The sequence below is a fragment of the Micromonospora sp. NPDC051925 genome (assembly GCF_044548625.1).
Lineage (GTDB): Bacteria > Actinomycetota > Actinomycetes > Mycobacteriales > Micromonosporaceae > Micromonospora.
Genome location: NZ_JBIUCH010000014.1, coordinates 49,965 through 72,273, shown reverse-complemented (window position 1 = coordinate 72,273; position 22,309 = coordinate 49,965). Strand labels below are relative to the sequence as shown.

General features: G+C 73.3%; 19 protein-coding genes. 9 read left to right on the top strand and 10 right to left on the bottom strand.

Annotated elements, in window-relative coordinates; genetic code table 11:
• Window positions 1-73 precede the first annotated feature (73 nt).
• The 3 genes from ACIG87_RS20095 (at window position 74) to ACIG87_RS20085 (ending at window position 2,121) form a co-directional block, all read left to right on the top strand.
• Complete coding sequence (locus ACIG87_RS20095; RefSeq protein WP_396852222.1) at window positions 74-331, top strand: Prokaryotic metallothionein; 258 nt, start codon at window positions 74-76, stop codon at window positions 329-331.
• A 79-nt stretch (window positions 332-410) separates the two neighbouring features.
• Window positions 411-857 carry a GNAT family N-acetyltransferase gene (locus tag ACIG87_RS20090; RefSeq protein ID WP_396852221.1) on the top strand — a complete coding sequence of 149 codons (447 nt, stop codon included), beginning with the start codon at window positions 411-413 and terminating at the stop codon, window positions 855-857.
• 172 nt (window positions 858-1,029) lie between these two features.
• Window positions 1,030-2,121 (top strand): lytic polysaccharide monooxygenase, encoded by a 1,092-nt coding sequence (locus ACIG87_RS20085; protein ID WP_396852219.1) that lies wholly within the window; start codon window positions 1,030-1,032, stop codon window positions 2,119-2,121.
• 178 nt (window positions 2,122-2,299) lie between these two features.
• Here the strand turns inward: ACIG87_RS20085 and ACIG87_RS20080 are convergent, their stop codons facing one another.
• The 6 genes from ACIG87_RS20080 to hemE all read right to left on the bottom strand — a co-directional run bounded on the left by ACIG87_RS20080 (window position 2,300) and on the right by hemE (window position 10,049).
• The gene (locus ACIG87_RS20080) at window positions 2,300-3,676 is read right to left on the bottom strand and encodes an extracellular solute-binding protein (protein ID WP_396852218.1); all 1,377 of its coding nucleotides are present in this window, start codon (window positions 3,674-3,676) and stop codon (window positions 2,300-2,302) included.
• On the bottom strand, window positions 3,673-6,273 hold the full coding sequence (locus ACIG87_RS20075) for a trypsin-like peptidase domain-containing protein (protein ID WP_396852217.1): 2,601 nt from the start codon (window positions 6,271-6,273) through the stop codon (window positions 3,673-3,675). Before ACIG87_RS20075 ends, ACIG87_RS20080 begins: the two co-directional genes overlap by 4 nt.
• 61 nt (window positions 6,274-6,334) lie before the next feature.
• Window positions 6,335-6,661, bottom strand: a complete 327-nt coding sequence (locus ACIG87_RS20070; protein ID WP_396852215.1) for a CU044_2847 family protein — start codon at window positions 6,659-6,661, stop codon at window positions 6,335-6,337.
• A gap of 164 nt (window positions 6,662-6,825) precedes the next feature.
• Window positions 6,826-7,539: a hydrogen peroxide-dependent heme synthase gene (gene hemQ, locus ACIG87_RS20065; protein WP_396852213.1), complete on the bottom strand. Its 714-nt coding sequence runs from the start codon at window positions 7,537-7,539 to the stop codon at window positions 6,826-6,828.
• Window positions 7,536-8,948 carry a protoporphyrinogen oxidase gene (gene hemG, locus ACIG87_RS20060; RefSeq protein ID WP_396852212.1) on the bottom strand — a complete coding sequence of 471 codons (1,413 nt, stop codon included), beginning with the start codon at window positions 8,946-8,948 and terminating at the stop codon, window positions 7,536-7,538. The genes hemQ and hemG overlap by 4 nt, the downstream gene beginning before the upstream one ends.
• Window positions 8,949-8,951: 3 nt before the next feature.
• Window positions 8,952-10,049 carry a uroporphyrinogen decarboxylase gene (gene hemE, locus ACIG87_RS20055; RefSeq protein ID WP_396852211.1) on the bottom strand — a complete coding sequence of 366 codons (1,098 nt, stop codon included), beginning with the start codon at window positions 10,047-10,049 and terminating at the stop codon, window positions 8,952-8,954.
• A gap of 159 nt (window positions 10,050-10,208) precedes the next feature.
• Here hemE and ACIG87_RS20050 point away from each other — a divergent pair, with 159 nt between their 5' ends.
• From ACIG87_RS20050 to ACIG87_RS20025, 6 genes are all read left to right on the top strand, one after another.
• Window positions 10,209-10,781: a DUF3000 domain-containing protein gene (locus tag ACIG87_RS20050; RefSeq protein ID WP_396852209.1), complete on the top strand. Its 573-nt coding sequence runs from the start codon at window positions 10,209-10,211 to the stop codon at window positions 10,779-10,781.
• 259 nt (window positions 10,782-11,040) lie between these two features.
• Window positions 11,041-12,357 carry an HRDC domain-containing protein gene (locus ACIG87_RS20045; RefSeq protein ID WP_396852207.1) on the top strand — a complete coding sequence of 439 codons (1,317 nt, stop codon included), beginning with the start codon at window positions 11,041-11,043 and terminating at the stop codon, window positions 12,355-12,357.
• Between the two features lie 604 nt (window positions 12,358-12,961).
• Complete coding sequence (locus ACIG87_RS20040) at window positions 12,962-14,155, top strand: thiolase family protein (protein WP_396852206.1); 1,194 nt, start codon at window positions 12,962-12,964, stop codon at window positions 14,153-14,155.
• A 114-nt stretch (window positions 14,156-14,269) separates the two neighbouring features.
• The gene (locus tag ACIG87_RS20035; RefSeq protein WP_396852204.1) at window positions 14,270-16,339 is read left to right on the top strand and encodes a 3-hydroxyacyl-CoA dehydrogenase NAD-binding domain-containing protein; all 2,070 of its coding nucleotides are present in this window, start codon (window positions 14,270-14,272) and stop codon (window positions 16,337-16,339) included.
• Between the two features lie 166 nt (window positions 16,340-16,505).
• The gene (locus ACIG87_RS20030; RefSeq protein ID WP_396852202.1) at window positions 16,506-17,771 is read left to right on the top strand and encodes a hypothetical protein; all 1,266 of its coding nucleotides are present in this window, start codon (window positions 16,506-16,508) and stop codon (window positions 17,769-17,771) included.
• A 152-nt stretch (window positions 17,772-17,923) separates the two neighbouring features.
• On the top strand, window positions 17,924-18,637 hold the full coding sequence (locus ACIG87_RS20025; RefSeq protein WP_396852201.1) for a hypothetical protein: 714 nt from the start codon (window positions 17,924-17,926) through the stop codon (window positions 18,635-18,637).
• A gap of 77 nt (window positions 18,638-18,714) precedes the next feature.
• On the opposite strand, the gene ACIG87_RS20020 is transcribed toward ACIG87_RS20025, so the two are convergent.
• The 4 genes from ACIG87_RS20020 to ACIG87_RS20005 form a co-directional block, all read right to left on the bottom strand.
• Window positions 18,715-18,921 (bottom strand): hypothetical protein, encoded by a 207-nt coding sequence (locus ACIG87_RS20020; RefSeq protein WP_396852200.1) that lies wholly within the window; start codon window positions 18,919-18,921, stop codon window positions 18,715-18,717.
• 148 nt (window positions 18,922-19,069) lie between these two features.
• On the bottom strand, window positions 19,070-20,266 hold the full coding sequence (locus ACIG87_RS20015; protein ID WP_396852199.1) for a helix-turn-helix domain-containing protein: 1,197 nt from the start codon (window positions 20,264-20,266) through the stop codon (window positions 19,070-19,072).
• Between the two features lie 267 nt (window positions 20,267-20,533).
• Entirely contained in the window at window positions 20,534-20,920 is a 387-nt protein-coding gene (locus ACIG87_RS20010; protein WP_396852198.1) for a VOC family protein, read from the bottom strand.
• 66 nt (window positions 20,921-20,986) lie between these two features.
• Window positions 20,987-22,138, bottom strand: a complete 1,152-nt coding sequence (locus tag ACIG87_RS20005; protein WP_396852196.1) for a sensor histidine kinase — start codon at window positions 22,136-22,138, stop codon at window positions 20,987-20,989.
• Between the last annotated feature and the right edge of the window lie 171 nt (window positions 22,139-22,309).

Here is a 22,309-nt window from a genome sequence, read left to right as displayed (position 1 = left end):
CCGGGCATTTCACCACCGATAGGGTGCCTCTGGCGCATGCTGGGCAGAAGTCCTTATTCGGGGGGTTTGACACGTGGCTACCTGCGAGGTCTGCGGCAACGACTACTGGATGGCGTTCGAGGTGCGCACGGTCAGCGGTGACGTGCACACCTTCGACTGCTTCGAGTGTGCGGCGCACAAGCTCGCGCCGATCTGCGAGCACTGCCAAGTCAAGATCATTGGGCACGGGGTGGAGGTCGGCGGCCGGTTCTTCTGCTGCGCGCACTGCGCCCGCGCGGTGGAGGCCCAGGGGGCCGAGATCCGCGACGCCGTCGGGGCCCGCCCGGCCTGACCCACTCGACCGGGACGCCGGACAGCAGGACGGGTGAGGTGGCGGGGCGGGCGACGGCGGGTCGGCCTACCATCGCCGGATGGCACCGCAGACCGTCGACGTCCATGTCGCCACCCTCGCCGAGCTGGACGCGCGCACCTTCCACGACCTGGCACGCCTACGCATCGACGTGTTCGTGGTGGAGCAGCGCTGCCCGTACCCGGATCTGGACGGACGGGACGTCGAGCCCGGCACCCGGCACCTCTGGCTGACCCACGACGGCGTCGTCCTGGCGTACCTGCGGATCCTGGCCGACCCGGGCGGTGTGGCGCGGATCGGCCGGGTGGTGGTCGCCCCGGCGGCCCGTGGCGGCGGGCTCGCCGGCCGGCTGATGACCGAGGCGCTGCGGCTGGTCGGCGACCGACCGTGCGTGCTGGAGGCGCAGGCCCACCTGGCCGGCTTCTACGCCGGCCACGGCTTCACGGTGACCGGACCGCAGTACGTCGAGGACGGCATCCCGCACCTGCCGATGCGCCGGGGGAACTGAACCGCCAGCATGGGGCACGGCCGGCCAACCCGCCCAAAACACTGACGGATACCGCTTTCCTGTGCAAGTCTGCAGTGGCAGAGCCGTCGTGGGAGCCGCACAACAGGCATGGGAGGGGCAACTCCCGGCCGTCCGGGCGTCGTTCGACCGACCCCTTCACCCCGGAGGCTCCATGTCCACCGTCATACGCAGACGACCCGCCGCTCTCGCGTCGTCGCTGCTCACCATCGGCGCGATCGTCGCGCTGCTGCTCACCACCGCCCTGGCCAACTCGGCGTCCGCCCACGGCTCGGTGGTGGACCCGGCGTCGCGCAACTACAGCTGCTGGCTGCGCTGGGGCAGCGAGTTCCAGAACCCGAAGATGGCCACCGAGGACCCGATGTGCTGGCAGGCCTGGCAGGCCGACCCGCAGGCCATGTGGAACTGGAACGGCCTGTTCCGTGAGGGTGTCGCCGGCAACCACCAGGCAGCCGTGCCGGACGGCCAACTGTGCAGCGGCGGGCACACCCAGAACGGCCGCTACAACGCCCTGGACACCGTGGGCGCCTGGAAGACCACGTCGGTCGCCAACAGCTTCCGGCTGAAGTTCTTCGACCAGGCCAGCCACGGGGCCGACTACATCCGGGTGTACGTGACCAAGCAGGGCTTCAACGCGCTGACCACGCCGCTGGGCTGGAGCAACCTGGAGCTGGCCGGGCAGATCGGGAACACCCCGGCCTCCCAGTGGGACCAGGACACCGGTGGCGTGTCGATCCAGATCCCGGTGAGCGCGCCGGGCCGTACCGGTCGGCACATCGTCTACACGGTGTGGCAGGCCAGCCACCTGGACCAGTCGTACTACCTGTGCAGTGACGTCGACTTCGGCGGCGGTGGCCCGACCACGCCGCCCACCACCACCCCGCCCACCACCACGCCGCCGACCACCGCCCCGCCCACCACCGCCCCGCCGACCACGCCGCCGACCACCGGTGGCTGCACCGCCACCTACCGGGTGACCTCGACGTGGAGCGGCGGATTCCAGGGTGAGGTGGACGTGACCGCCGGTGCCACGGCGATCAAGGGCTGGACGGTGAACTGGACGTACTCCGGGGGGCAGCAGGTCAGCCAGGCGTGGAACGCCACGTTGGCCAGTAGCGGATCCTCGGTGACCGCCCGCAATGTCTCCTACAACGGTGCGCTGGCCGCCGGAGGGAAGACGACCTTCGGCTTCCTCGCCTCCGGCACCGGCGCCAACCCGACCCCTACCTGCACCGCGACCACCTGACCCAGCCGACCCGTCGGCTCCGCCCGGCGCGGGACCGTCACGCGACAACATGACCCCGCACGGCGCGGTCGTCACCTAACAACGTGGCGGTAGCGGTCTCCCGGTCTCGGGAGGCCGCTACCGCCACGCACGATCGCAACCGCCACGCGCCCCGCGCGCAGCCGCCGCGCGGGTGGGGTCAGCCGCCGTGCAGGGCCTGGTTCAGGCGGGTCTCGAAGTCCTTCGGCAGCGTCCCGTCCCCCTCCAGCGCGGTACGGACGCCCTCCCGGAAGACCTGGCTGAACTGGAAGTAGTGCGGCACCCGGGGCCGGACCCGGGCCTCCCGGACCACCTCCGCCAGCAGCCCCAGGTAGGGGAACTTGCCGCGCAGGTCCTCGTCGGCGTAGACGTCGTTGCGGGTGGGGGCGAAACCGCCCGGCTCGAACAGTTGGGTCTGGCTCTCCCGGCTGGTCAGGAACTCGATCAGGGCCTGGGCCGCCCGGGGTTGCCGGCTCTGCTTCGCCACCGCGAGGTTCTGGCCGCCCAACGCCGACGGTCCGGGCAACCGGGTCACCTGGAACGGCGCCTGGGGCGTCGGGACGCCGTCGGGGGTGGCCAGCTTCGGGTAGTTGACCGGCCAGTTGCGCATGAACAGCGCGCGACGTTGCCCGAAATCTGCCAGGCTGCTGCCCTCGTCACCGGGCACGCCGAACGCGTTCCGGGCGAGCAGGCCCTCCTTGCGGGCGGCGGCCACCTGCCGCAACGGGCGCTCCCACCGCTCCCGCTGGAAGATCACCCGGTTGGTGTTCTCGTCGACGAGGCTGTCGACCCCACCGCTCCAGATCAGCTCCATCCCGTTGACGGTCAGCCCCTCGTAGGGGCCGAACTGTCCGGCGTACCCGATGGTGGGGCGACCCCCGCGGCCCGCCGGGTCGGCCAAAGCCCGGCTGCGCTCGATGACGGTGTTCCAGTCGAACCGACGCTGCCCGGGGGCGTCCGCCGCGCCGCCCAGCAGGTCGGTCCGGTAGTAGAGCAGGCCGGCGTCGGTGTTGAACGGCAGCGCCCAGAGGTCACCCTGGTAGCGGCAGCTGTCCAGCACCTCCGGCACGAACTGCGTGAGGTGCCCCTCGGCCAGCCGCGACTGGTCGATCGGCCGCAGGTAGCCGGCGGCGGCGAACTCGGCCGTGAAGGTGACGTCCAGGTTGTAGATGTCGATGTCGTGGTCCGGGTCCTCCGCCCGGCCCGGGGCGGCCTGCGCCTGGGCGATCGCCACCATGTCGCTGCGCTGCTGGTCGGCGATGACCGCGGTCTCCACCAGCTCGGCCTGGTTGTCAGGGTGTTCCTGGTTCCACCTCTCGATCAGCTTGCGCCGCTGCTGGTTGTCGCTGGTGTCCCGGCCGCTGAGGATCAGCAACTTCCCACGTTCCGGTGCGGACCCGTCCGGCAGGACCTGCCAGGTGAGGGTGCCGACGACACCGAGCACCGTGCCGGCGACCAACCCGAGCAGGAAGGCGGACGGGATGTGCAGTCGTCGGCGGGTGGCGGGGCGGACCCGTTGCGGCTGGCGGTCGGTCATTGCTCAGCTCCCTTCTCCCACAGTTGGCCGAAGAGGTCGGTGAGTCGCTGGTCCACGGTGCTGGCGGCGGCCTCCCGACAGTCCCCGCCGGTGGCCCGCGCGGCCTGCCGCAGGGTGCGCTCCGGCACCCGGTCGTCGCAGCTCGCCTCGCCGATGGCGATCACGTAGAGACGTACCGGCGGTTGACCGGCGAGCCGGGGCGTCAGGCGTCCGCTGGCGGTGTCCCGGCCATCGGTGAGCACCACCATCGCCCGCAGGTGGTTGTCCGGGCCGCCGAGCCGACGCAGCTCCCGGACCCCGTCGTCGATCGTCCGGTGCAGCGGGGTGTCGCCGGCCGGCACGGTCCGGCGCAGGCGGGCGAGCAGGGCCGCGTCCCGGTCCGGATCGGCCCGCCCCACCGGCCGGGGCCGGCCGGCGGCCCCCGGGTACGCGGTGGAGAACGTCCACACCCCGACCTCGTCGCGGGCGCCCAACTGGCGCAGCGCGGTCGCCACGCCGTCGACGGCCAGGTCGAAGCGGGTGCCCCGGCCGGCCGGGGCCAGCATCGAGCCGGAGCTGTCCAACGCCAGCAGCACCCGCGCCGGCCGGCGGGCCTCCCGGTAGCGCTGATCGGCGGTGTTGAGCGCCAGCACGTCGGAGGCGTCGGCCAGCTTCCACTGCGGGTTGTCCAACGGCCAGTCGGGCAACACCCCGTTCTGCGCGGTCAGGCCGGAGCCGGGCCCGCCACGGGCGGAGACCCGGAAGCCCTGGGCCCGCAGCACGTCCCGGCCGGGCCCGGCCAGCCAGTGCTGGAAGTCGTCGGCGGTGGCGCGGGCGGCGGGACTCTGCACCGAGGTGGACCAGCGCAGGCGTACCACCCGATGGTCGACGCCCGGGGTCTGCACCGGGTAGAAGGCGACCATGGCCCGGGCGGGCACGGGCGGACCCAGCTCGGCACAGGCGTCGCCGAGCCGGTCGCCGCCGTTGAACCGGACCACCGCCTGCTCCGTGGTGATCACGGCAGGTGGTACCGGCCCGGTCGGGTCCTGGGCGAGCTGGCGCTGCCGGCAGAGCACCGTGGCGAGCGTCCCGAGTGGGTAGCCACGCTGGTCCTGGGTGGTCTCCAGCGGTTGCTCCACCTCCTGACGGAGCTGCGTCGTCCCGCTGCGCCCGTAGAGCGCCACGTCGACCATCCGGGCCTCCGGGGAGACCGTCGGGTCGGGGCGTACCACCTGCCAGCCGGTGCCGGCGACCCGCCGGCCCGAGCCGGTCACCACCGGCGCGTCCGCCGGGGCCCGGCTGGCCTTGGCGAACAGTTCCGGCCAGGTGAGCGCGCGTTGCCGGTCGGCGTCGTCCCGTGCGGACTCGACGAGCACCCGGGGCACCCCCAACACCAGCGGCGACCAGGCGATCGTCGCGAAGTCCCGGACGGCGGGGAGTTTGCGCAGCTGGTCGTCCAACGGCTCGGCACCGGGGAACCAGACGTCCGGGCGGGGGCCGACGTCGGCCGGGTACCAGGCGGGTGTGGCCGGCCCGGTCGCGGTCGCCGGCTGCCCGGCGGACGCCGACCAGCCACGCCGGAGACCCTGGGCCACCTCGCCGGCCGGGGCGGAGTAGACGAACACGTTCGTCGTACGGCAGCCCCGGACCGAGGACGACACCGCGTAGGCGGCGGCGACCGCCTGGTAGGTGAGCAGGTCGTCCGGGGCGGCGGCGACCCGCAGTTCCACCGGCGGGGCGCAGCCCGGCAGCGGCTCGGGCGAGACCACGGCGATGCCGGCCAGCGCCACCGCTGCCAGGGCCGCCAGCCACCCCCACCGCAGCCACCGCACCCGCCCCCACCGGGCCTGCCCGACGGGTCCGGCCGGCCGGGTCCGTCGGGCTCGTCGGACCGCCCGTTCGGCCGGCGGTACGGGGTCGGTGCGCCACCGGCTGAACGGCTGCCGCCACCGGGTCACCACCAGCGGCCGGCCGAACCTGGTGGGCACCGGCAGCCGCCGGATCGGGATCATGAAGGCGGCGGGGTGCTCGGGCCGGGGCTTCGACCGCCGGTCCGCCGCGACGACCATGCCGACCACGCAACGGACCCGGTGGTCCCAGACCGGGGCGCCGGAGTATCCCGGCTGGATCTGGTAGCCGGTGTCGGTCGGGTTGGCCAGCTGCATCCAGCCCCCACCGACCGGCCCGACCACCCGCCCCTCGAACCAGCGCCCCTTGGCCTCACCGCCCGGGAAGCCGAACACCCGGCAGAACCGGTCACGGGTGCCGCGCTCCCCGGGCCGCGCCAGACGGACCGGTCGAGTGCCCGCCGGCACCGGTGTCACGATCTGCAGGACGGTGACGTCGTCCGGGTCGTCCGGATCGTCGGGAGGCAGCACCACGGCGGTCACCGGCCGGCCCCGGCCCACCAGCGGGAAGACCACCTCGACCAGCCTGCCGTCGAGGGATTCCAGGCCGTCCGGGTCGTCGGCCGGCGGGGACGAATCCGCGGTGAGCGCCGCCCGCACGACGTGGGTGCAGGTCAGCAGCCGGTGGTGGTCGATCAGGAAGGCCGCGCCGACCACCTCGCCGGCCGGCCCACGGACGCCGGCGACCGCGAGTTCCGCGTCGTCCGGCACCGGAGACGTCGGGCCTCCGTTCGACCGCCCCCGCACGCCCATGATCACGGCGCCACCCGACTCACGGCTGCGTGCCGGGCCGGTTCCACTCGAGCTGCACCGTGAGGTTGGCCTCCGAGGTGCCGCTGGCGACGACCAGCCCGGTCTGGGCCGACACCTTCACCCCGAACTCGACACTGACCCGGTCCGGTGGCTCGGCGACGTCGCGGAGGTTCCGCAGGACGGCGACGCTGACCTGACGCAGATGGGACAGGGCCGACTCCAGCGTCTCGTGCGCCCGGGTGACCGCCGCACCGGCCCGGCCGACCGGGATCGTGCCGTCCTCGTCAGCGGTCTCGAACCGGATCGTGCCGCCGTCCTCCAGCGGGAACTCGACAATCTGCGACACCGGACCGGCCTCCCGTGGATCCGGACGGCACGGAAAGTTACCGTCTTGAATCTCTCAGGTTACCGGCACCGTTCCACTCCGGCCGGCCCGGACGGGACCGGCACCGGGAACGTCCGCGATCCGACAGAGGCGTGTCGCAGTCCGACCGCCGCGAGCCGAACCGGTCACACCAGGCAGTTGACGATGTCGGCGACCGACCGCCGCCGGCCGGTGTAGAACGGGATCTCCTCGCGGACGTGCCGGCGGGCCCCGGAGGCACGCAGGTCCCGCATCAGGTCGACGATCCGGTGCAGTTCGTCGGCCTCGAAGGCGAGCATCCACTCGTAGTCGCCGAGGGCGAACGAGGCGACCGTGTTGGCCCGCACGTCCGGGTAGCCCCGGGCCATCTTGCCGTGCTCGGCCAGCAGTTCCCGCCGCTCGGCGTCCGGCAGCAGGTACCACTCGTACGACCGGACGAACGGGTAGACGCACAGGTAGGGGCGGGGTGCCTCGTCGGCGAGGAAGGCCGGGATGTGGCTCTTGTTGAACTCCGCCGGCCGGTGCAGCGCCAACTGCGACCACACCGGGGTCAACGCCCGCCCCAGGGTGGTCCGGCGGAACCGCAGGTAGGCGTCCTGGAGGGCGTCGCTGGACGACGAGTGCCACCAGATCATCAGGTCCGCGTCGGCGCGCAGCCCGGCCACGTCGTACGTGCCCCGGACCACCACGTCCTTGCCCGCCAACTCCTCGAAGAGGGCCTCGACCTCACCGGTGACGTTCTCCCGCAGCGACGGCAACGCGGCGGTGGCCCGGTACACCGACCACATGGTGTAGCGCACGGTGGCGTTGAGCTCCTTGAGCCGCGCCGCGTTGGTCTGCTCGGTGGTCTGCTCGGTCATTGACCCGATCCTCCCAGTGCTTCGATGATCTCCCCGGCCGCGGTCTCGCCGGAGCGGACGCAGACCGGGATGCCGACCCCGTCGAGGCCGGCGCCGGCCAGGGCCAGCGTGGGGTGCGACGCGCGCAGCGCCGCCCGTACGGCGGCCACCCGGCCGGTGTGGCCGGGGGTGTACTGGGGCAGCGCGCCACCCCAGCGCTGCACGTGCCCGGCGACCGGTGCGGGCAGCGCCACCCCGAGCACCCGGGTCAGCTCCCGGTGCACGGTGCTGAGCAGGTCGTCGTCGGTGAGCTGGAGCGAGGTCTCCTCACCGTACCGGCCGACGGAGGCGCGGACCAGGGCCAGCCCGTCCGGCGCGGCCAGGTGCCCCCACTTGGTGGTGAAGAAGGTCGACGCCTTGATCAGCAGTCCTTCGGTGGCCGGCACCAGGAAACCGGAGAGCCGGGGCAGAGCCGGCTCGGGCAGGGCCAGGGTGACCAGCGCGACGCTTGCGTAGTCCAGCTCGCCGACGGTCGCCGCCGGCTCGGCGGCGAACCCGGCGAGTAGCCGGGCGGCGGGCCGGGCCGGCACGGTGAGCAGCACCGCGTCCGCCTCGACCAGCTCCGGGTCGCGGGTCGGGCCGACGGTGAGCCGCCAGCCGTCGGCGGTGCGGGTCAGCTCACGGACCGCCGCGTGCCGGCGGATCGTCGCCCCGCTGGCCGTGGCCGCGGCCTCGACCAGGGTGCTCAGCCCGCCGGCCAGGGTGCCGAAGACCGGTGCGCCGGGGGCGCGGGGGGCGGCGGCCTGGGCGGCCCGGACCGCGCCGACCAGGGTGTGCTCCACCCGGGCCGCGCGGGCCAGCGCCGGCATGGTGGTGACCAGGGACAGGTCGTCGGCCCGGCCGGCGTAGACGCCGCCGAGCATCGGGTCGACCAGCCGTTCCACCACCCGATCGCCGAACCGGGAGCGGACCAGCGCGCCGACCGAGACGTCCTCGTCCGCGCCGAGCAGCGGCCGGCCGCCGTCGCGGTCGGCGTCCGCCGTCGGCTCGGCGACCGCCGCCACCGCCGCCAGATCCCCGGGTACGCCGACCAGCGTGCCGCCCGGGACCGGGCGGAGTCCGCCGTCGACGAGGAGCGCGGCCTGCCCGACGGTGGGGTGCACGAGCTGCCCGGCCAGACCGAGCCGGCGGGCCAGGGCCACCGCGGCGGACTCCCCACCGGCGGGATCCCGCATCAGGAACGACTCGGCGCCGAACTCCACCGGGCGATCGGCCAGCTCACCGGTGCGCAGCTTGCCGCCGAGCGCGCCGGACTGCTCGTACACGGTGATCTCGGTGCCGGCGGGGGCACGGTCGCGCAGCCGGACCGCGGCGGCCAGGCCGGTGATCCCGCCGCCGACCACCGCCACCCGCCACGGCCGTGCCCGCACCGTTCAGCCCTGCTCGGCCCGACGCGCGGACACCTCGTGCACCAGCGCGACCACCCGGGTCAGCACCTCGGGGTCGGTCTCCGGCAGGACACCGTGACCGAGGTTGAACACGTGGCCGGGGGCGGCCCGGCCCTGCTCGACGATCCGCCGCACCTCGGCCTCCACCACCGGCCAGGGGGCGAACAGCACGGTCGGGTCGAGGTTGCCCTGGACCGCCCGCTCCGGGCCGATCCGGCGGGTCGCAACGTCCAGCGGGGTACGCCAGTCCACGCCGACCACGTCCGCGCCGGCCTCCCCCATCGCGCCGAGCAGCTCGGCGGTGCCCACCCCGAAGTGGATCCGGGGCACCCCCGCGTCGGCGAGCCCGGACAGCACGGCGGTGGAGTGCGGCAGCACGAACCGACGGTAGTCCGACTCCGACAGCGCACCGGCCCACGAGTCGAACAGCTGGACGGCGGAGACCCCGGCGTCGACCTGCACCCGCAGGAACGACAGGGTCACCTCGGCGAGCCGGGCGCAGAGCGCGTGCCACAGCTCCGGCTGGCCGTACATCATGGCCTTGGTCTTGGCGTGGGTACGCGACGGTCCGCCCTCGACCAGGTAGCTGGCCAGGGTGAACGGGGCCCCCGCGAAGCCGATCAGCGGGGTGTCCCCCAACTCGGCGACGAGCAGCCGGACGGCCTCGTCCACGTAGGACACGTCGGCGCGGTCGATCCGGTGGATCCGCTCCACGTCCTGCGCGGTGCGGACCGGCTCGGCGACCACCGGCCCGGTGCCGGCGACGATGTCCAGGTCGACGCCGGCCGCGGCGACCGGGACGACGATGTCGCTGAACAGGATCGCCGCGTCGACGCCGTGCCGGCGGACCGGTTGGAGGGTGATCTCGGCGACCAGTTCCGGGCGGCGGCAGGAGTCCAGCATCCCCACGTTGGCCCGGATCTTCCGGTACTCCGGCAGCGACCGGCCGGCCTGGCGCATGAACCAGACCGGGGTGTGCCCGACGGGCTCCCGGCGGCAGGCCCGGACAAAGGGCGAGTCGGCCGGCCCGCCCCGGCGGGATTCTCCGTCTCGGGCGGCAGCGCCCGCAGTGTCGGTGGTCATCGCGGCAATCGTGCCACGCACCCGGTCGGGGCCGACGGGCAGCGCCGCCATTTGTGACCCGCGCCCCGGCCCGGCCGGTCTTCGGCGGGAACACCGACGCGGTGGCGCTTCGGCGTGCCGTCCGGGCGGGCGACAGCACGTCGGCATAGGCTGCCGGTCATGGCCCCCCCGATCGCGCTCCCGGAGACGTTCGCCCGCGCGGTCGCCGGCCTACGGTCGGTCACCCCCCGGGAGGAGATCGTCCTGGAGGAGGTCGGCGCACCGCAGCGGCTGGCCCCGTACGCGTTCGCGCTCTCCGCCACCGTGCTGCGGGACGAGGACGAGGTGGCCGACGGACGGCTGATCCTGCTGCACGACCCGGCCGGTCACGACGCCTGGCAGGGCACCCTGCGGCTGGTCACCTACGTGACCGCCGAGCTGGAGGTCGACCTGGCCGCCGATCCGCTGCTGCCGGGGGTGGGCTGGACCTGGCTCACCGACGCCCTGGAAGCGCACGGGGCCCGTCACCGGGCGGCCGGCGGCACGGTCACCCAGACCGTGTCGACCCGGTTCGGCGACCTGGCCGGCCCGCCCGCCGCCGGAGACGTCGAGATCCGGGCGTCCTGGACACCGCTCGGCGAGGATCTGACCCCGCACCTGTTGGCCTGGTGCGCCCTGCTCGCCTCCACCGCGGGGCTGCCGCCGCCCGGGGTCACCGCGCTCTCCGAGCGCCGTCCGGCCGGGGCGGCCTGACCTCACCCGGCCCGGCCCGAGGCCGGTTCCGGGACGATCGGAGCCGTGCCGGCCCCACGCCGGAAGTCGGCGCGTTCCGGACCGCGACACGCCCGAGCCGTGAGCAGATGTCCCGAGTGAAGAGTGGACGTCCCCGGTGAGGTGGATGTCCCGGGCGCGAGGTGGGTGTCCGTACCGTCCGGACCACTGCCGGACACCGGGACGACACACACCGGACCGGCTGCGCACACCACATCGCCCGGCGCACTAGGGTTGTCAGGTGACCGACGAACCACCCCTGCGCCGTCGGGCCGCCGAAAGCCGCACGGCAGACGTTCCGTCCTCGGCAGTTCCGGAGCCGGCGGACGCAGGCACCGAGCAGCCCACCGGCGGGCCCGTTCCGCTGACCGCACCCCGTGACGGCACCCCTCAGCCGGTGGCGACCCTCGCCGAGCTGGACGAGGTCGTGGCCCGCTTCGCGGCGGGCACCGGCCCGGTGGCCCTGGACGCCGAGCGCGCCTCCGGCTACCGCTACAGCCAACGGGCCTACCTGGTGCAGCTGCGCCGGGAAGGGGCCGGCACCACGCTGATCGACCCGTTGCCGTTGCCCGACCTGACCACCCTCGACGACGCCATCGGCGGCACCGAGTGGGTGCTGCACGCCGCCAGTCAGGACCTGGCCTGCCTGGCGGAGCTGGGGTTGCGTCCGCGCCGACTGTTCGACACCGAACTGGCCGCCCGACTGGCCGGTTTCGAGCGGGTCGGCCTGGCCGCGCTGACCGAGCAGTTGCTCGGCTACACCCTGGAGAAGCACCACTCGGCGGCGGACTGGTCCAGCCGGCCACTGCCCGAGTCCTGGCTGACGTACGCCGCGCTGGACGTGGAGATGCTTGTCGACCTGCGCGATGCGCTGGACGCCGAGCTGACCTCGCAGGGCAAGTCGCAGTGGGCGGCGGAGGAGTTCGCCGCGCTGATCACCTGGGCCGCCCGCCCGCCCCGGGTACGGGCGGAGCCGTGGCGGCGGACCTCCGGCATCCACCGGGTCCGCGGGGCGCGGGCACAGGCCCGGGTCCGGGCCCTGTGGTACGCCCGGGACCAGGTCGCCGTCCGACGGGACGCGGCTCCGGGTCGGGTGCTGCCCGACTCGGCGATCATCGCCGCCGCCGAACTGGACCCGAAGGACGAGAAGACCCTGCTGACCCTGCCCGGGTTCGGGGGCCGGTCGGTGCGTCGGCTGGCCCGCGCCTGGCTGACCGCGCTCGACGAGGCCCGCCAGTTGGCGGAGGACGCGCTGCCGGTCACCCCGGCGGTGGAGGGGCCGCCCCCGCCGCACCGGTGGGCGGAGCGGGATCCGGTGGCCGCCGGCCGGCTGGCCCGATGCCGTGAGGTGGTGGTACGGGTCGCCGGTGAGCATCGGCTCCCCCCGGAGAACCTGATCACCCCCGACTCGGTCCGCCGGTTGGCCTGGCAGCCGCCCGACGAGATCACCGTGGACGCCGTCGCGGAGACCCTGCGCGGCTACGGCGCCCGGGAGTGGCAGCTCACCCTGCTGCTCCCCGCGCTCGCCGAGGCTCTCCTGCCCGCCCCCCGGCCCTGATCGCACCACCCGCCACGAACACGCTCCCCGGGCGGGTCCGGGGCATCGGCGTCGCCGCCGGTGTCCCGGAATTTCCTCCTCAGGTAGTACCTGTCCTGCCTTCCTGCGCCAGATGTCCCGGCCGTCCTGTTCGCGCAGGCTTGCCGGGTGCCCGCGGGTGACGCCGTACGGATCTTCTCCGGACACCCGTCGGGCGGGAAAGGCAGCAGATCGTGGTTCACGACGACGCCACCACCCGGCTCGCCACCCGACCCCGCTCAGCCCGGACCGGTCTCCGGCTCGGCCGCCTCGCGGCAACCCTGGCGGCGGTGGCCGTCGCGGCGACGGCTGCCGGCTGCACCGGTGTGGTACCGGCGCGGACCGGGCGGTACCGGCGCGGCAGGGCCCGCCGTCGGGCGGGCGGGCCGGGCGACCGGAGGCCGGTGTGGGGTGATCGGGCCGGACCGGAGGCCGGGTGTGGGGTGGGCCACACCCGGGACGGTGACGCCTGTGGTTACCGACGAGTAGCATGCGAGGGAATCGCCAGTGCCGGCCGACCCTCGTTCGGTCCGTGACGCCGCCCGACGGCGCGACGGTCGAAGCGTGGTCGAAGAGGAGGCTCCAAGTGCCCCGTGAAGTTCGGGATGTCGTCTTCGTCGACGGCGTCCGCACCCCGTTCGGCAAGGCGGGTGGCATGTACGCCAACACCCGCGCCGACGATCTGGTGATCCGCTGCATCCGCGAGCTGCTGCGCCGCAACCCCCAGCTGCCCCCGGAGCGGGTCGAGGAGGTGGCCATCGCCGCCACCACCCAGATCGGCGACCAGGGCCTCACCATCGGCCGCACCGCCGCCCTGCTCTCCGGCCTGCCCAAGACCGTCCCCGGTTTCTCCGTCGACCGGATGTGCGCCGGCGCGATGACCGCCGTCACCGCCGTCGCCGGTGGCATCGCCATGGGCGCGTACGACATCGCCATCGCCGGCGGCGTCGAGCACATGGGCCGGCACCCGATGGGCGAGGGCGTCGACCCCAACCCGCGGATCGTCGCGGAGAAGCTGGTCGACCCGTCCGCCCTGGTGATGGGGGCCACCGCGGAGAACCTGCACGACCGCGTCCCGCACGTCACCAAGGAGCGCACCGACGCGTTCGCGCTCGCCTCGCAGCTCAGGACCGCCAAGGCGTACGCCAACGGCAAGCTGCAGGACGATCTGGTGCCGGTCGCGATCCGTGACGCCGAGGGCGGCTGGGGCCTGGCCACCGCCGACGAGGCCCCCCGGGAGACCTCGCTGGAGAAGCTGGCCACCCTGAAGACCCCGTTCCGCCCGCACGGCAAGGTCACCGCGGGCAACGCGGCCGGCCTGAACGACGGCGCCACCGCCAGCCTGCTCGCCGACGAGGCCACCGCCCGCGAGCTGGGCCTGCCGGTCGCCATGCGGCTGGTGTCGTACGGCTACGTCGGCGTCGAGCCCGAGGTGATGGGGGTCGGCCCGATCCCGTCGACCGAGAAGGCGCTGCGCATCGCCGGCCTGAGCATCGACGACATCGGCCTGTTCGAGCTGAACGAGGCGTTCGCCGTGCAGGTGCTCGCCTTCCTCGACCACTTCGGCATCGCCGACGACGACCCCCGGGTCAACCCCTGGGGCGGCGCGATCGCCATCGGTCACCCGCTCGCCTCCTCCGGCGTACGGCTGATGACCCAGCTCGCCCGGCAGTTCGCCGAGCACCCCGAGGTCCGCTACGGCCTCACCGCCATGTGCATCGGCATCGGCATGGGCGGCACCGTGATCTGGGAGAACCCGAACTGGGAGGGAGACAAGTGAGCGCGAGGAACGAGCCGGGCCTGCGAGTCCCGCAGCCGCGAACGAAGGAGACCCGGTGAGCGCGAGGAACGAGCCGGGCCTGCGAGTCCCGCAGCCGCGAACGGAGAAGACCCGGTGAGCGCGCTCGTCGCACCGAACGAGGTCGTCACCCGGGCGCTGCTGCGCCAGGTGAAGGTGCCCGGCCTGGACCGGCCGGCCGCGCTGATCACCCTGGACAACGGCCTCGACCACACCAAGCCGAACACCTTCGGCCCGGCCGGGCTGGCCAGCCTCGACGAGGCGATCAGCGCCGCGCTGGCCGCGGAGCCGGCGTTCATCGCGGTCACCGGCAAGCCGTACATCTTCTGTGTCGGCGCCGACATTGTGGGCCTGCCGGCGCTCGCGGACCGGGCGCAGGCGCTGGAGATCGGCCGGTTGGGTCACCGGGTCTTCGCCCGGCTCAAGGACAGCACCGTGCCGACCTTCGCCTTCGTCAACGGCGCGGCGATGGGCGGCGGCCTGGAGCTGGCCCTGCACTGCCACTACCGGACGCTCTCCGGTGGCGCGGCGGCGCTGGCCCTGCCCGAGGTCTCCCTCGGCCTGGTCCCCGGGTGGGGCGGCACCCAGTTGCTGCCGCACCTGATCGGCATCCCGGCCGCGACCCAGGTGATCATCCAGAACCCGCTGATGCAGAACAAGATGCTCAAGCCGAAGCAGGCCGCCGAGCTGGGCATCGCGGACGTGCTGCTGGAGCCGGCCGACTTCCTGGAGCGGTCCCTGGAGTGGGCCGCCGGGGTGGTCAGGGGCGCGGTCACGGTGACCCGGCCCGAGGTCGACAAGGACATGTGGGCGGGCGTGCTGTACTTCGCCCGGCAGACCCTCGACCAGCGGCTGCACGGCGCGGTACCGGCCGCGTACCGGGCGCTGGACCTGCTGGAGACGGCGAAGGACGCCGACTTCGCCACCGGCACCGCCGCCGAGGACGAGGCCCTGGCCGACCTCGTCTTCTCCGAGGAGCTGCGCAGCGGCCTGTACGCCTTCGACCTGGTGCAGCGACGGGCCAAGCGGCCGGCCGGCGCGCCGGACAAGGGCCTGGCCCGGCCGGTCACCAAGGTCGGCATCGTCGGCGCCGGCCTGATGGCCGGCCAGCTCGCGCTGCTGTTCGCCCGCCGCCTCCAGGTGCCGGTCGTCCTGACCGACCTGGACCAGTCGCGGGTCGACAAGGGCGTCGGCTACGTGCACACCCAGATCGAGAAGGCCGTCAGCAAGGGCCGGATGGACAAGGGCACCGCCGCCAAGCTGTACGGCCTGGTCTCGGGCTCGGTCGACAAGTCCGTCTTCGCCGACGCCGACTTCGTCATCGAGGCCGTTTTCGAGGACCTGGACGTCAAGAAGCAGGTCTGGGCCGAGTTGGAGAAGATCGTCTCCCCGGAGGCGGTGCTCGCCACCAACACCTCGTCGCTGTCGATCACCGCGATGGCCGCCGAGCTGGAGCACCCGGAGCGGGTCGTCGGCTTCCACTTCTTCAACCCGGTCGCCGTGCTGCCGCTGCTGGAGATCGTCCGTGGCGAGCGGACCGACGACACCACCCTGGCCACCGCCTTCGCGGTGGGCAAGCAGTTGAAGAAGTCGTCCGTGCTGGTCTCCGACGCCCCGGCGTTCGTGGTCAACCGGCTGCTCACCCGCTTCCTGGGCACCGTCTTCGCCGCCGTCGACGCGGGCACCCCGCTGGACGTGGCCAACAGCGCGCTGGACCCGTTGGGCCTGCCGATGCGTCCGCTCGCCCTGCTCCAGCTGGTCGGGCCGGCCGTGGCCTACCACGTGGGCGGCACCCTGCACGCGGCGTATCCGGACCGGTTCCCGGTCAGCGAGAACCTCAAGCGGATCGCCGACTCGGGCCAGCCGATCGTCGTCGACGACCGGATCAACGACAACGTGGCCCGGCTGCTCGTGGTCGGCGACCAGCCGCTCACCGGCGAACAGGTCCGGCAGAACGCGCTCGACGCGCTGGCGCAGGAGATCCGGTTGATGCTCGACGAGGGTGTCGTCGCCGAGGCGCAGGACATCGACCTGTGCATGATCCTCGGTGCCGGCTGGCCGTTCCACCTGGGTGGGGTCACGCCGTACCTGGATCGGACCGGCACCGCCGAGCGGGTCACCGGGCAGCGTTTCCTGCCGCGTGGGGTCGCCAGCCTGCGCGACTGAGCCATCCCCGCTCCCCCGCGATCGCGGTGGCCGCGACGTCCTCCCCCCGGGGCGTCGCGGCCACCGCGATCGTCGTTTGCGTACCCTCGTCAGACTCGGGGGGCTGCGCGGCCGGGCTCCGTCTGGCTACCATCACGCGTTCTCACCCTCGCCTGGAGCTGATCTGATGACCTCACCGCCGGTCGATCCCTGGTCCGGGCAGCCGGAGCACGGCTCGCCCCACGGTCACTACCCGCCCACGCCCGACGGTCCGCACACCCCGCCCCCGTCCGACGGTCCGCACACCCCGCCGCAGGGCGGCAGCTGGCCGACCACGCCGTACCCGGCGACGCCGACCCCCCAGCCCGGCGGCTGGCCGGCCGACCCACAGTCCGGGCCACCGGCCGACCCCTACCCCGGCCCGCAGTACGGCGGCTGGCCTCAACCCGGCCCGGCGCAGGGCGGCTACCCGAACACCCCGCAGCCCGGCCACCCCGGAGCGTCCCAGCCCGGCTACCCCGGTGCTCCGCAGTCCGGCCCTCCCGGCACTCCGCATGCTGGTTACCCCGGCGCCCCCCAGGCCGGCTACCCGGGCGTGCCGCAGTCCGGCTATTCCGGGGCACCGCAGTCCGGCTATTCCGGGGCACCGCAGTCCGGCTACCCGGGGGCCCCGGGGCCGGGCGGCTACCCGGCCCAGCAGCAGTACCCCGGCTTCGCCGGTGCGCCGTTCAGCTCCCCGCCGGGACCGCCGCACGGGCCCGCTCCGCAGCGGTCGAAGCTGCCGCTGCTGCTCTCGCTCGGGCTCGTCGGGCTGCTGGTGCTCTGCCTCGGCGGCGGTGGTCTCGTCTGGGTCGCCCTGGGCGACGACGAGCCCACCACGCCGACACCGACGCCCACACCCACCGGCGTCTCGTCGCCCACTCCGAGCCCCACCCCCGTCGAGACGCAGAGCCCGGACGTCGACCCGACCCCCTCCGAGGAGGCCGACGATCCCGGCCAGGTGCGGTTGGTGACGCCGACGACCCTTGGTGGCCGGTCCAAGAGCACCGACCCGGAGCTGCGCCGCATCGCCGACCAGATGGTCCGCGACATGAAGTCCGAGGTCCGCAACGAGACGGGCGCGGTGAGCGCCTTCTACGGCAGCGCGGCCGGCCGCAACATGGTGATGATGGCCGGCGCGTCCGGCCCGGTCATCCTCCCCGAGCAGGAGCTGGACGACGCGGTCAAGGGTCTGGGCAGCTCGCTGGCGGTCAAGAAGATGTCGACCATCGATCCGGGCCCGCTGGGCGGGGTGGCGAAGTGCGGTGACGGCAAGGCGTCCGGCATCGCGCTCGGTGTCTGCGTCTGGGCCGACCACGGCAGCGTCGGCATGATCGTCATGTACTTCTCCTCGGCGGCCAAGGCGAAGTCCGAGTTCGTCTCCATCCGGGGACAGATCGAGAAGCGGGACTGAGCCGCGCGGCGGTCCACCGGCCAGGCCGGGGATCGCCGCGCGACGGGCAACCGTGGCGTTCGGGGTCACCCCGGCGACGGGCGGGCCGGACGGATGTCGGTCGGTCTGGCTAAGATCACCCGTCCTCGTTTGCAAATCATGGAGTCAACCTCATGTCCCAGCCCCCGACCAGCCCTCACGCGCCCCAGCCGGGCGGCGACGCGCCGCAGGGTGGTTACCCGCCACCGCAGCAGCCGGACGCCGTGGGAGCACCGCCGTACGCCGGCCCGCCCGCCCCGCCGGCGAAGAAGCGGTCCGTCGTCAAGATCGTCCTGATCGTGCTGGCCGTGCTGCTGGTGCTCTGCCTCGGCGGTGCCGCGATCGCCGCCTTCGCCCTCAAGGACGACGTCAAGGAGGTGGTGGACGCCGCCAACACGACGGTCTCCGCCCCGGCCACCCTGGCCGGCCGCCCGCAGGCCACCGACCCGGGGCTGAAGGCGGTCGCCGACGGACTGGTCACCGAGATGAAGAAGTCCGTCCAGAACGAGACGAGCACCGCTGGCGCCTTCTACGGTGACCCGGCCAAGCAGGACCTGCTGATGATCGCCGCGGCGTCCGGCGTGATGGTCGACCCGAAGAAGGAGCTGGACGACGCCGTCACGGGCCTCGCCACCCAGCTGAACGTCACCAACATGTCCGCCGTGGACGCCGGCCCGCTCGGTGGCGACGCCAAGTGCGGCGACGGCAAGAGCGAGGGCGTGCCGCTGGGCGTCTGCCTCTGGGCCGACAAGGGCAGCCTCGGCATGATCGTGCAGTACTACAAGTCGGCCGCCGAGCTGAAGTCCGAGTTCGTCACGATGCGCGGGCAGATCGAGCAGAAGGGCTGACCTACCGGTCACCCGACGGGCCACACGAAAGCCGCCCGCCGCCTCCTTCGGGAGTTCGGCGGGCGGCTTTCGTCGTGTCAGCGGACGTGCGGGGGAATCCACCGGCCCCGACCTACCGCCTTCAGGTAGGTGTAGGCGACGCGGATCGGTTCACACATCCAGGTGTGATGGCAGATCGGGCACCAGTCGGGTATGCCGGGGCGCGGCCAATGGTCGGTGATGATGACCCGCGCGTCGAGCACAAGCCGGTTGTGGACCCACCGCGCCGACATGCCACCGGTCACCGGGTGGACCGCGTGAACGTCTTACCGGGGGGACGCCGGGGTGCTCGCACACATCACGTCGGGTCCGATGGACACCCCGCCACCCTGTGCACGAGACGTTACGGACAGGTGACCATGGGGATGGGGATGGTTTGTCCCCCTGGCACAACTACCAGTCCATGCCCATGCCCAGCGCCAGTTCACGGGCATCCTCGCCGATGGTTCCCCGGCGGGTCGACAGCTCCATCACGGCGCAACGGGCGTACGGATTGTGCCGCACCGTGTCCACCGACTCCCGCAACGCCCGGCCGAGCAGGTGCACCCCGGCGACGTCTTCCCGAGCGAGCATGTGCGCACGGGCAGCGTCGATGAGATGCCCCGCCCGGCGGGTGCGCGACGGCAGGCCGCTGTAGTTGACGCTGTCGGCGCGGCGAACAGCCTCCCCGTGTCGGCACAGATCCGCCTCGACGGTGACCGCGTACGCTTCCATGACGGTCGGGCCGAAGATCAACCACGGGTGGGTGTAGCTGTCACCCAGCCGTCGGGCGGCGGCCTCGGCCGCATCCCATGCCCGCCACGCGCGCCCGGCCCGGCCGGCTTTCGCATGGCCGAGGGCGACACCCAGTTGCAGTTGCCCCCACCGGACGGTCCGCTCCGGGCTGCTATGCCCGTCGACGAGTGCGGCGGCGTCGGTGAGAACCTGCTCGGCGGCGTCGATCTGGTTCGCCGATCGGTACACGTGGGCGTAGTACCAGGCGGCCACCGCCACCGCCTCCGGGTTGTCGGCGTCCTGGGCAGCACCCATGGCCCGGTCGGCGGCCAACCACACCAGCTCCGGGTAGGGCTGGTGGGCGCAGTACAACTGGGCCAGATGGTAGGTGCGGGCCAAGTCGGCGAGGGCGACACGCCGGTCTGCCCCGTCGAGGTGGCGGGCGGAGCGGCGGGCGTCGTCGAGCAGCCCGGGAAGGATCGCGGCGACGGCGGTCCGTTCGGCGGTGGACTGGTGCCACAGCCTCCACGCCTGGTCGACGAGGCTGCGGAGCACCGGCGCGGGAGTGGGGTCACCTGCGGGTAGCAGGGTGCGCTTCATGGCGGCGGCAACCTGGTCGACGTCGGGGTGCCCGGCGCGGGTGACGGAGGCGACGGGTAGGGACTGGTCGCCGGTGAGGTCGGCGAGGTCGCTGATGTCGAGGACTTCGGCGAGGCGCAGCAGCATGGGTAGGCGGGGGGTGAGTAGCCGACCGGTTTCGAGGGCCTTAACCCATTCGGCGCTGCGGCCGACGAGTCCACCAAGGACTGCTCGGGTTGTTCCGGCGCGTTCGCGGTGGGCGCGGAGGCGGGTGCCGAAAGCGGCGGAACTGTTCATGGTGGCTCCCCAGGTAGCGGCTGGGCGGCGGCCCGCCGGCCGCTACAACCGGCGGGCCCGCCATCGACCACGGTACGCGCCCGCCGCTCATGCGGCCTGCTCCGCCACCTCATACCGGGCGTAGCCGGCCTTCCGCACCAAGGCCAACCTTCAACTCGTCCAGCAGGTTGTACACCTGAGACTCGGAATAGCCGGTCGCCTCACGGATCGTCTTCGGTAAGGAGTGCCCGGTGGTAATCGCGCGAGCACCTATCGAGACGTGGAGCGTCAGCCGGTCGTGGCGGCCCGCTCGGCGGCGCTGCGCAGGACACAGAACTCGTTGCCCTCCGGGTCGGCCAGCACCACCCAGCCGGTGCCGTCCGGCCGACGCCTGTCGTCGACCTGGACGGCGCCGACGGCGAGCAGCCGCTCGACCTCCTCGTCCCGGGTCCGGTCGACCGGTTTCAGGTCGAGGTGCAGCCGGTTCTTGACCGACTTGCCTTCCGGTACGGCCAGGAAGAGCACCTCCGGCCCGCCCTGGGGCAGGAGCATCGCCTCCGGGTCACCGGGAAGGTCGTCGGGCTGGCGGGGGCACTCGAACACCTGCGCCCAGAAGCCGGACAGGGCGTAGGTGTCCCGGCAGTCGATGCTGATGTTGTGGATTCGTACGCTCACGGGTCTACCTCCGAAGCAGTGGGACGGGTTAGCTGGGGACCTGGTCGGGCGAAGCAGTGGGACGGGTTAGCTGGGGACCTGGTCGGGCGAGGGCAGCGTGACCGTCACCTCCAGGCCACCACCCTTCTGCGCGGTGACCTGGACGGTACCGCCGTGCGCGTCGCAGACCGCCCGGACGATGGACAGGCCCAGCCCGGAACCGCGTGCCCCGGTCCGTTCCCGCCCGCCCCGGCGGAACGGCTCGAACAGCCCTGGCACGTCGGCCTGGTCCACCTCGAAGCCGGTGTTGCGCACCACCAGCCACGAGGAACGCCCGTCGGTGCCGGTACGCACCCAGAGCCGGCCGTGCAGATGGTTGTAGCGCACCGCGTTCTCGATCAGGTTCCCGGCCAGCCGGTCCAGCAGGCCCGGGTCGCCGGTCACCGGGGCCGGTCGCAGCGAGGTCTGCACCCGCAACCCGATCCGCTCCACCTCCCGGGACATCGCGGACAGCGCGTTGGCGGTCCCGGTGGCCAGGTCACACTCCGTACGCCGGGCCAGCCGTCGGCCCGTCTGGGCCTCGCTGCGGGCCAGCACCAGCAACGCGTCCACCAGGCCGTTGGCGCGTTCCGAGGCATCCCGGACCACGGTGGCCATCCGGCGGTACTCGGCGGCATCCGCCTCGTCGTCGCTGAGCGTCACGTCGATCTCGGTACGCATCACCGCCAGCGGGGTCCGCAGTTCGTGCGAGGCGTTGGCGACGAACCGCTTCTGCGCCTCGAAGGCGGCGGTGATCCGGTCCAGCATCGCGTCGAAGGTCCGGGCCAGCTCGGCCACCTCGTCGTCCGGCCCGGACCAGCCGATCCGCTGGTCGAGGGTGGTCTCGCCGAGCCGCCGCGCGGTCGCGGTGACCTGGTGCAGCGGGCGCAGCGTCCGGCCGGCCACCCAGTACGCCCCGGCCACCCCGACCACGCTGATCGCCAGCAACGCCAGCAGGCCCTTGACCAGCAGCTCGTCGGAGGCGGCATCGACCAGTTGGCGCTGCCACACCGCGGCGTCCAACGACCGCCCGTCGGCCAGCAGCACGGTGGTGCCCGGACGCAGCTCGTCGGTGGGCCGCAGCGCGTCCCGGACCAGCAGCCAGGCCAACGCCACCAGGATCGCCCCGGCCCCGACCAGCAACACCCCGTTGAGCAGCGTCAACCGCAACCGCAGGGTGGGACGCACCCGGCGGGTCACGGGCCAACCTCGGTCCGCGACCGCGGGGCTCGCAAACCCGGCTCACTCCTCGCGCTCACAGCACCACCTCGGCTCGCGACCGCGGGGCTCGCAAACCCGGCTCACTCCTCGCGCTCACAGCACCACCTCGGCTCGCGACCGCGGGGCTCGCAAACCCGGCTCACTCCTCGC

Coding starts and splice junctions, on each gene's coding strand:
- ACIG87_RS20085 (WP_396852219.1), top strand. CDS start 1,030: ATGTCCACCGTCATACGCAGACGACCCGCCGCTCTCGCGTCGTCGCTG.
- ACIG87_RS20050 (WP_396852209.1), top strand. CDS start 10,209: ATGGCCCCCCCGATCGCGCTCCCGGAGACGTTCGCCCGCGCGGTCGCC.
- ACIG87_RS20080 (WP_396852218.1), bottom strand. CDS start 3,676: ATGACCGACCGCCAGCCGCAACGGGTCCGCCCCGCCACCCGCCGACGA.
- ACIG87_RS20015 (WP_396852199.1), bottom strand. CDS start 20,266: ATGAACAGTTCCGCCGCTTTCGGCACCCGCCTCCGCGCCCACCGCGAA.
- ACIG87_RS20090 (WP_396852221.1), top strand. CDS start 411: ATGGCACCGCAGACCGTCGACGTCCATGTCGCCACCCTCGCCGAGCTG.
- ACIG87_RS20025 (WP_396852201.1), top strand. CDS start 17,924: ATGTCCCAGCCCCCGACCAGCCCTCACGCGCCCCAGCCGGGCGGCGAC.
- hemQ (WP_396852213.1), bottom strand. CDS start 7,539: ATGACCGAGCAGACCACCGAGCAGACCAACGCGGCGCGGCTCAAGGAG.
- hemE (WP_396852211.1), bottom strand. CDS start 10,049: ATGACCACCGACACTGCGGGCGCTGCCGCCCGAGACGGAGAATCCCGC.
- ACIG87_RS20030 (WP_396852202.1), top strand. CDS start 16,506: ATGACCTCACCGCCGGTCGATCCCTGGTCCGGGCAGCCGGAGCACGGC.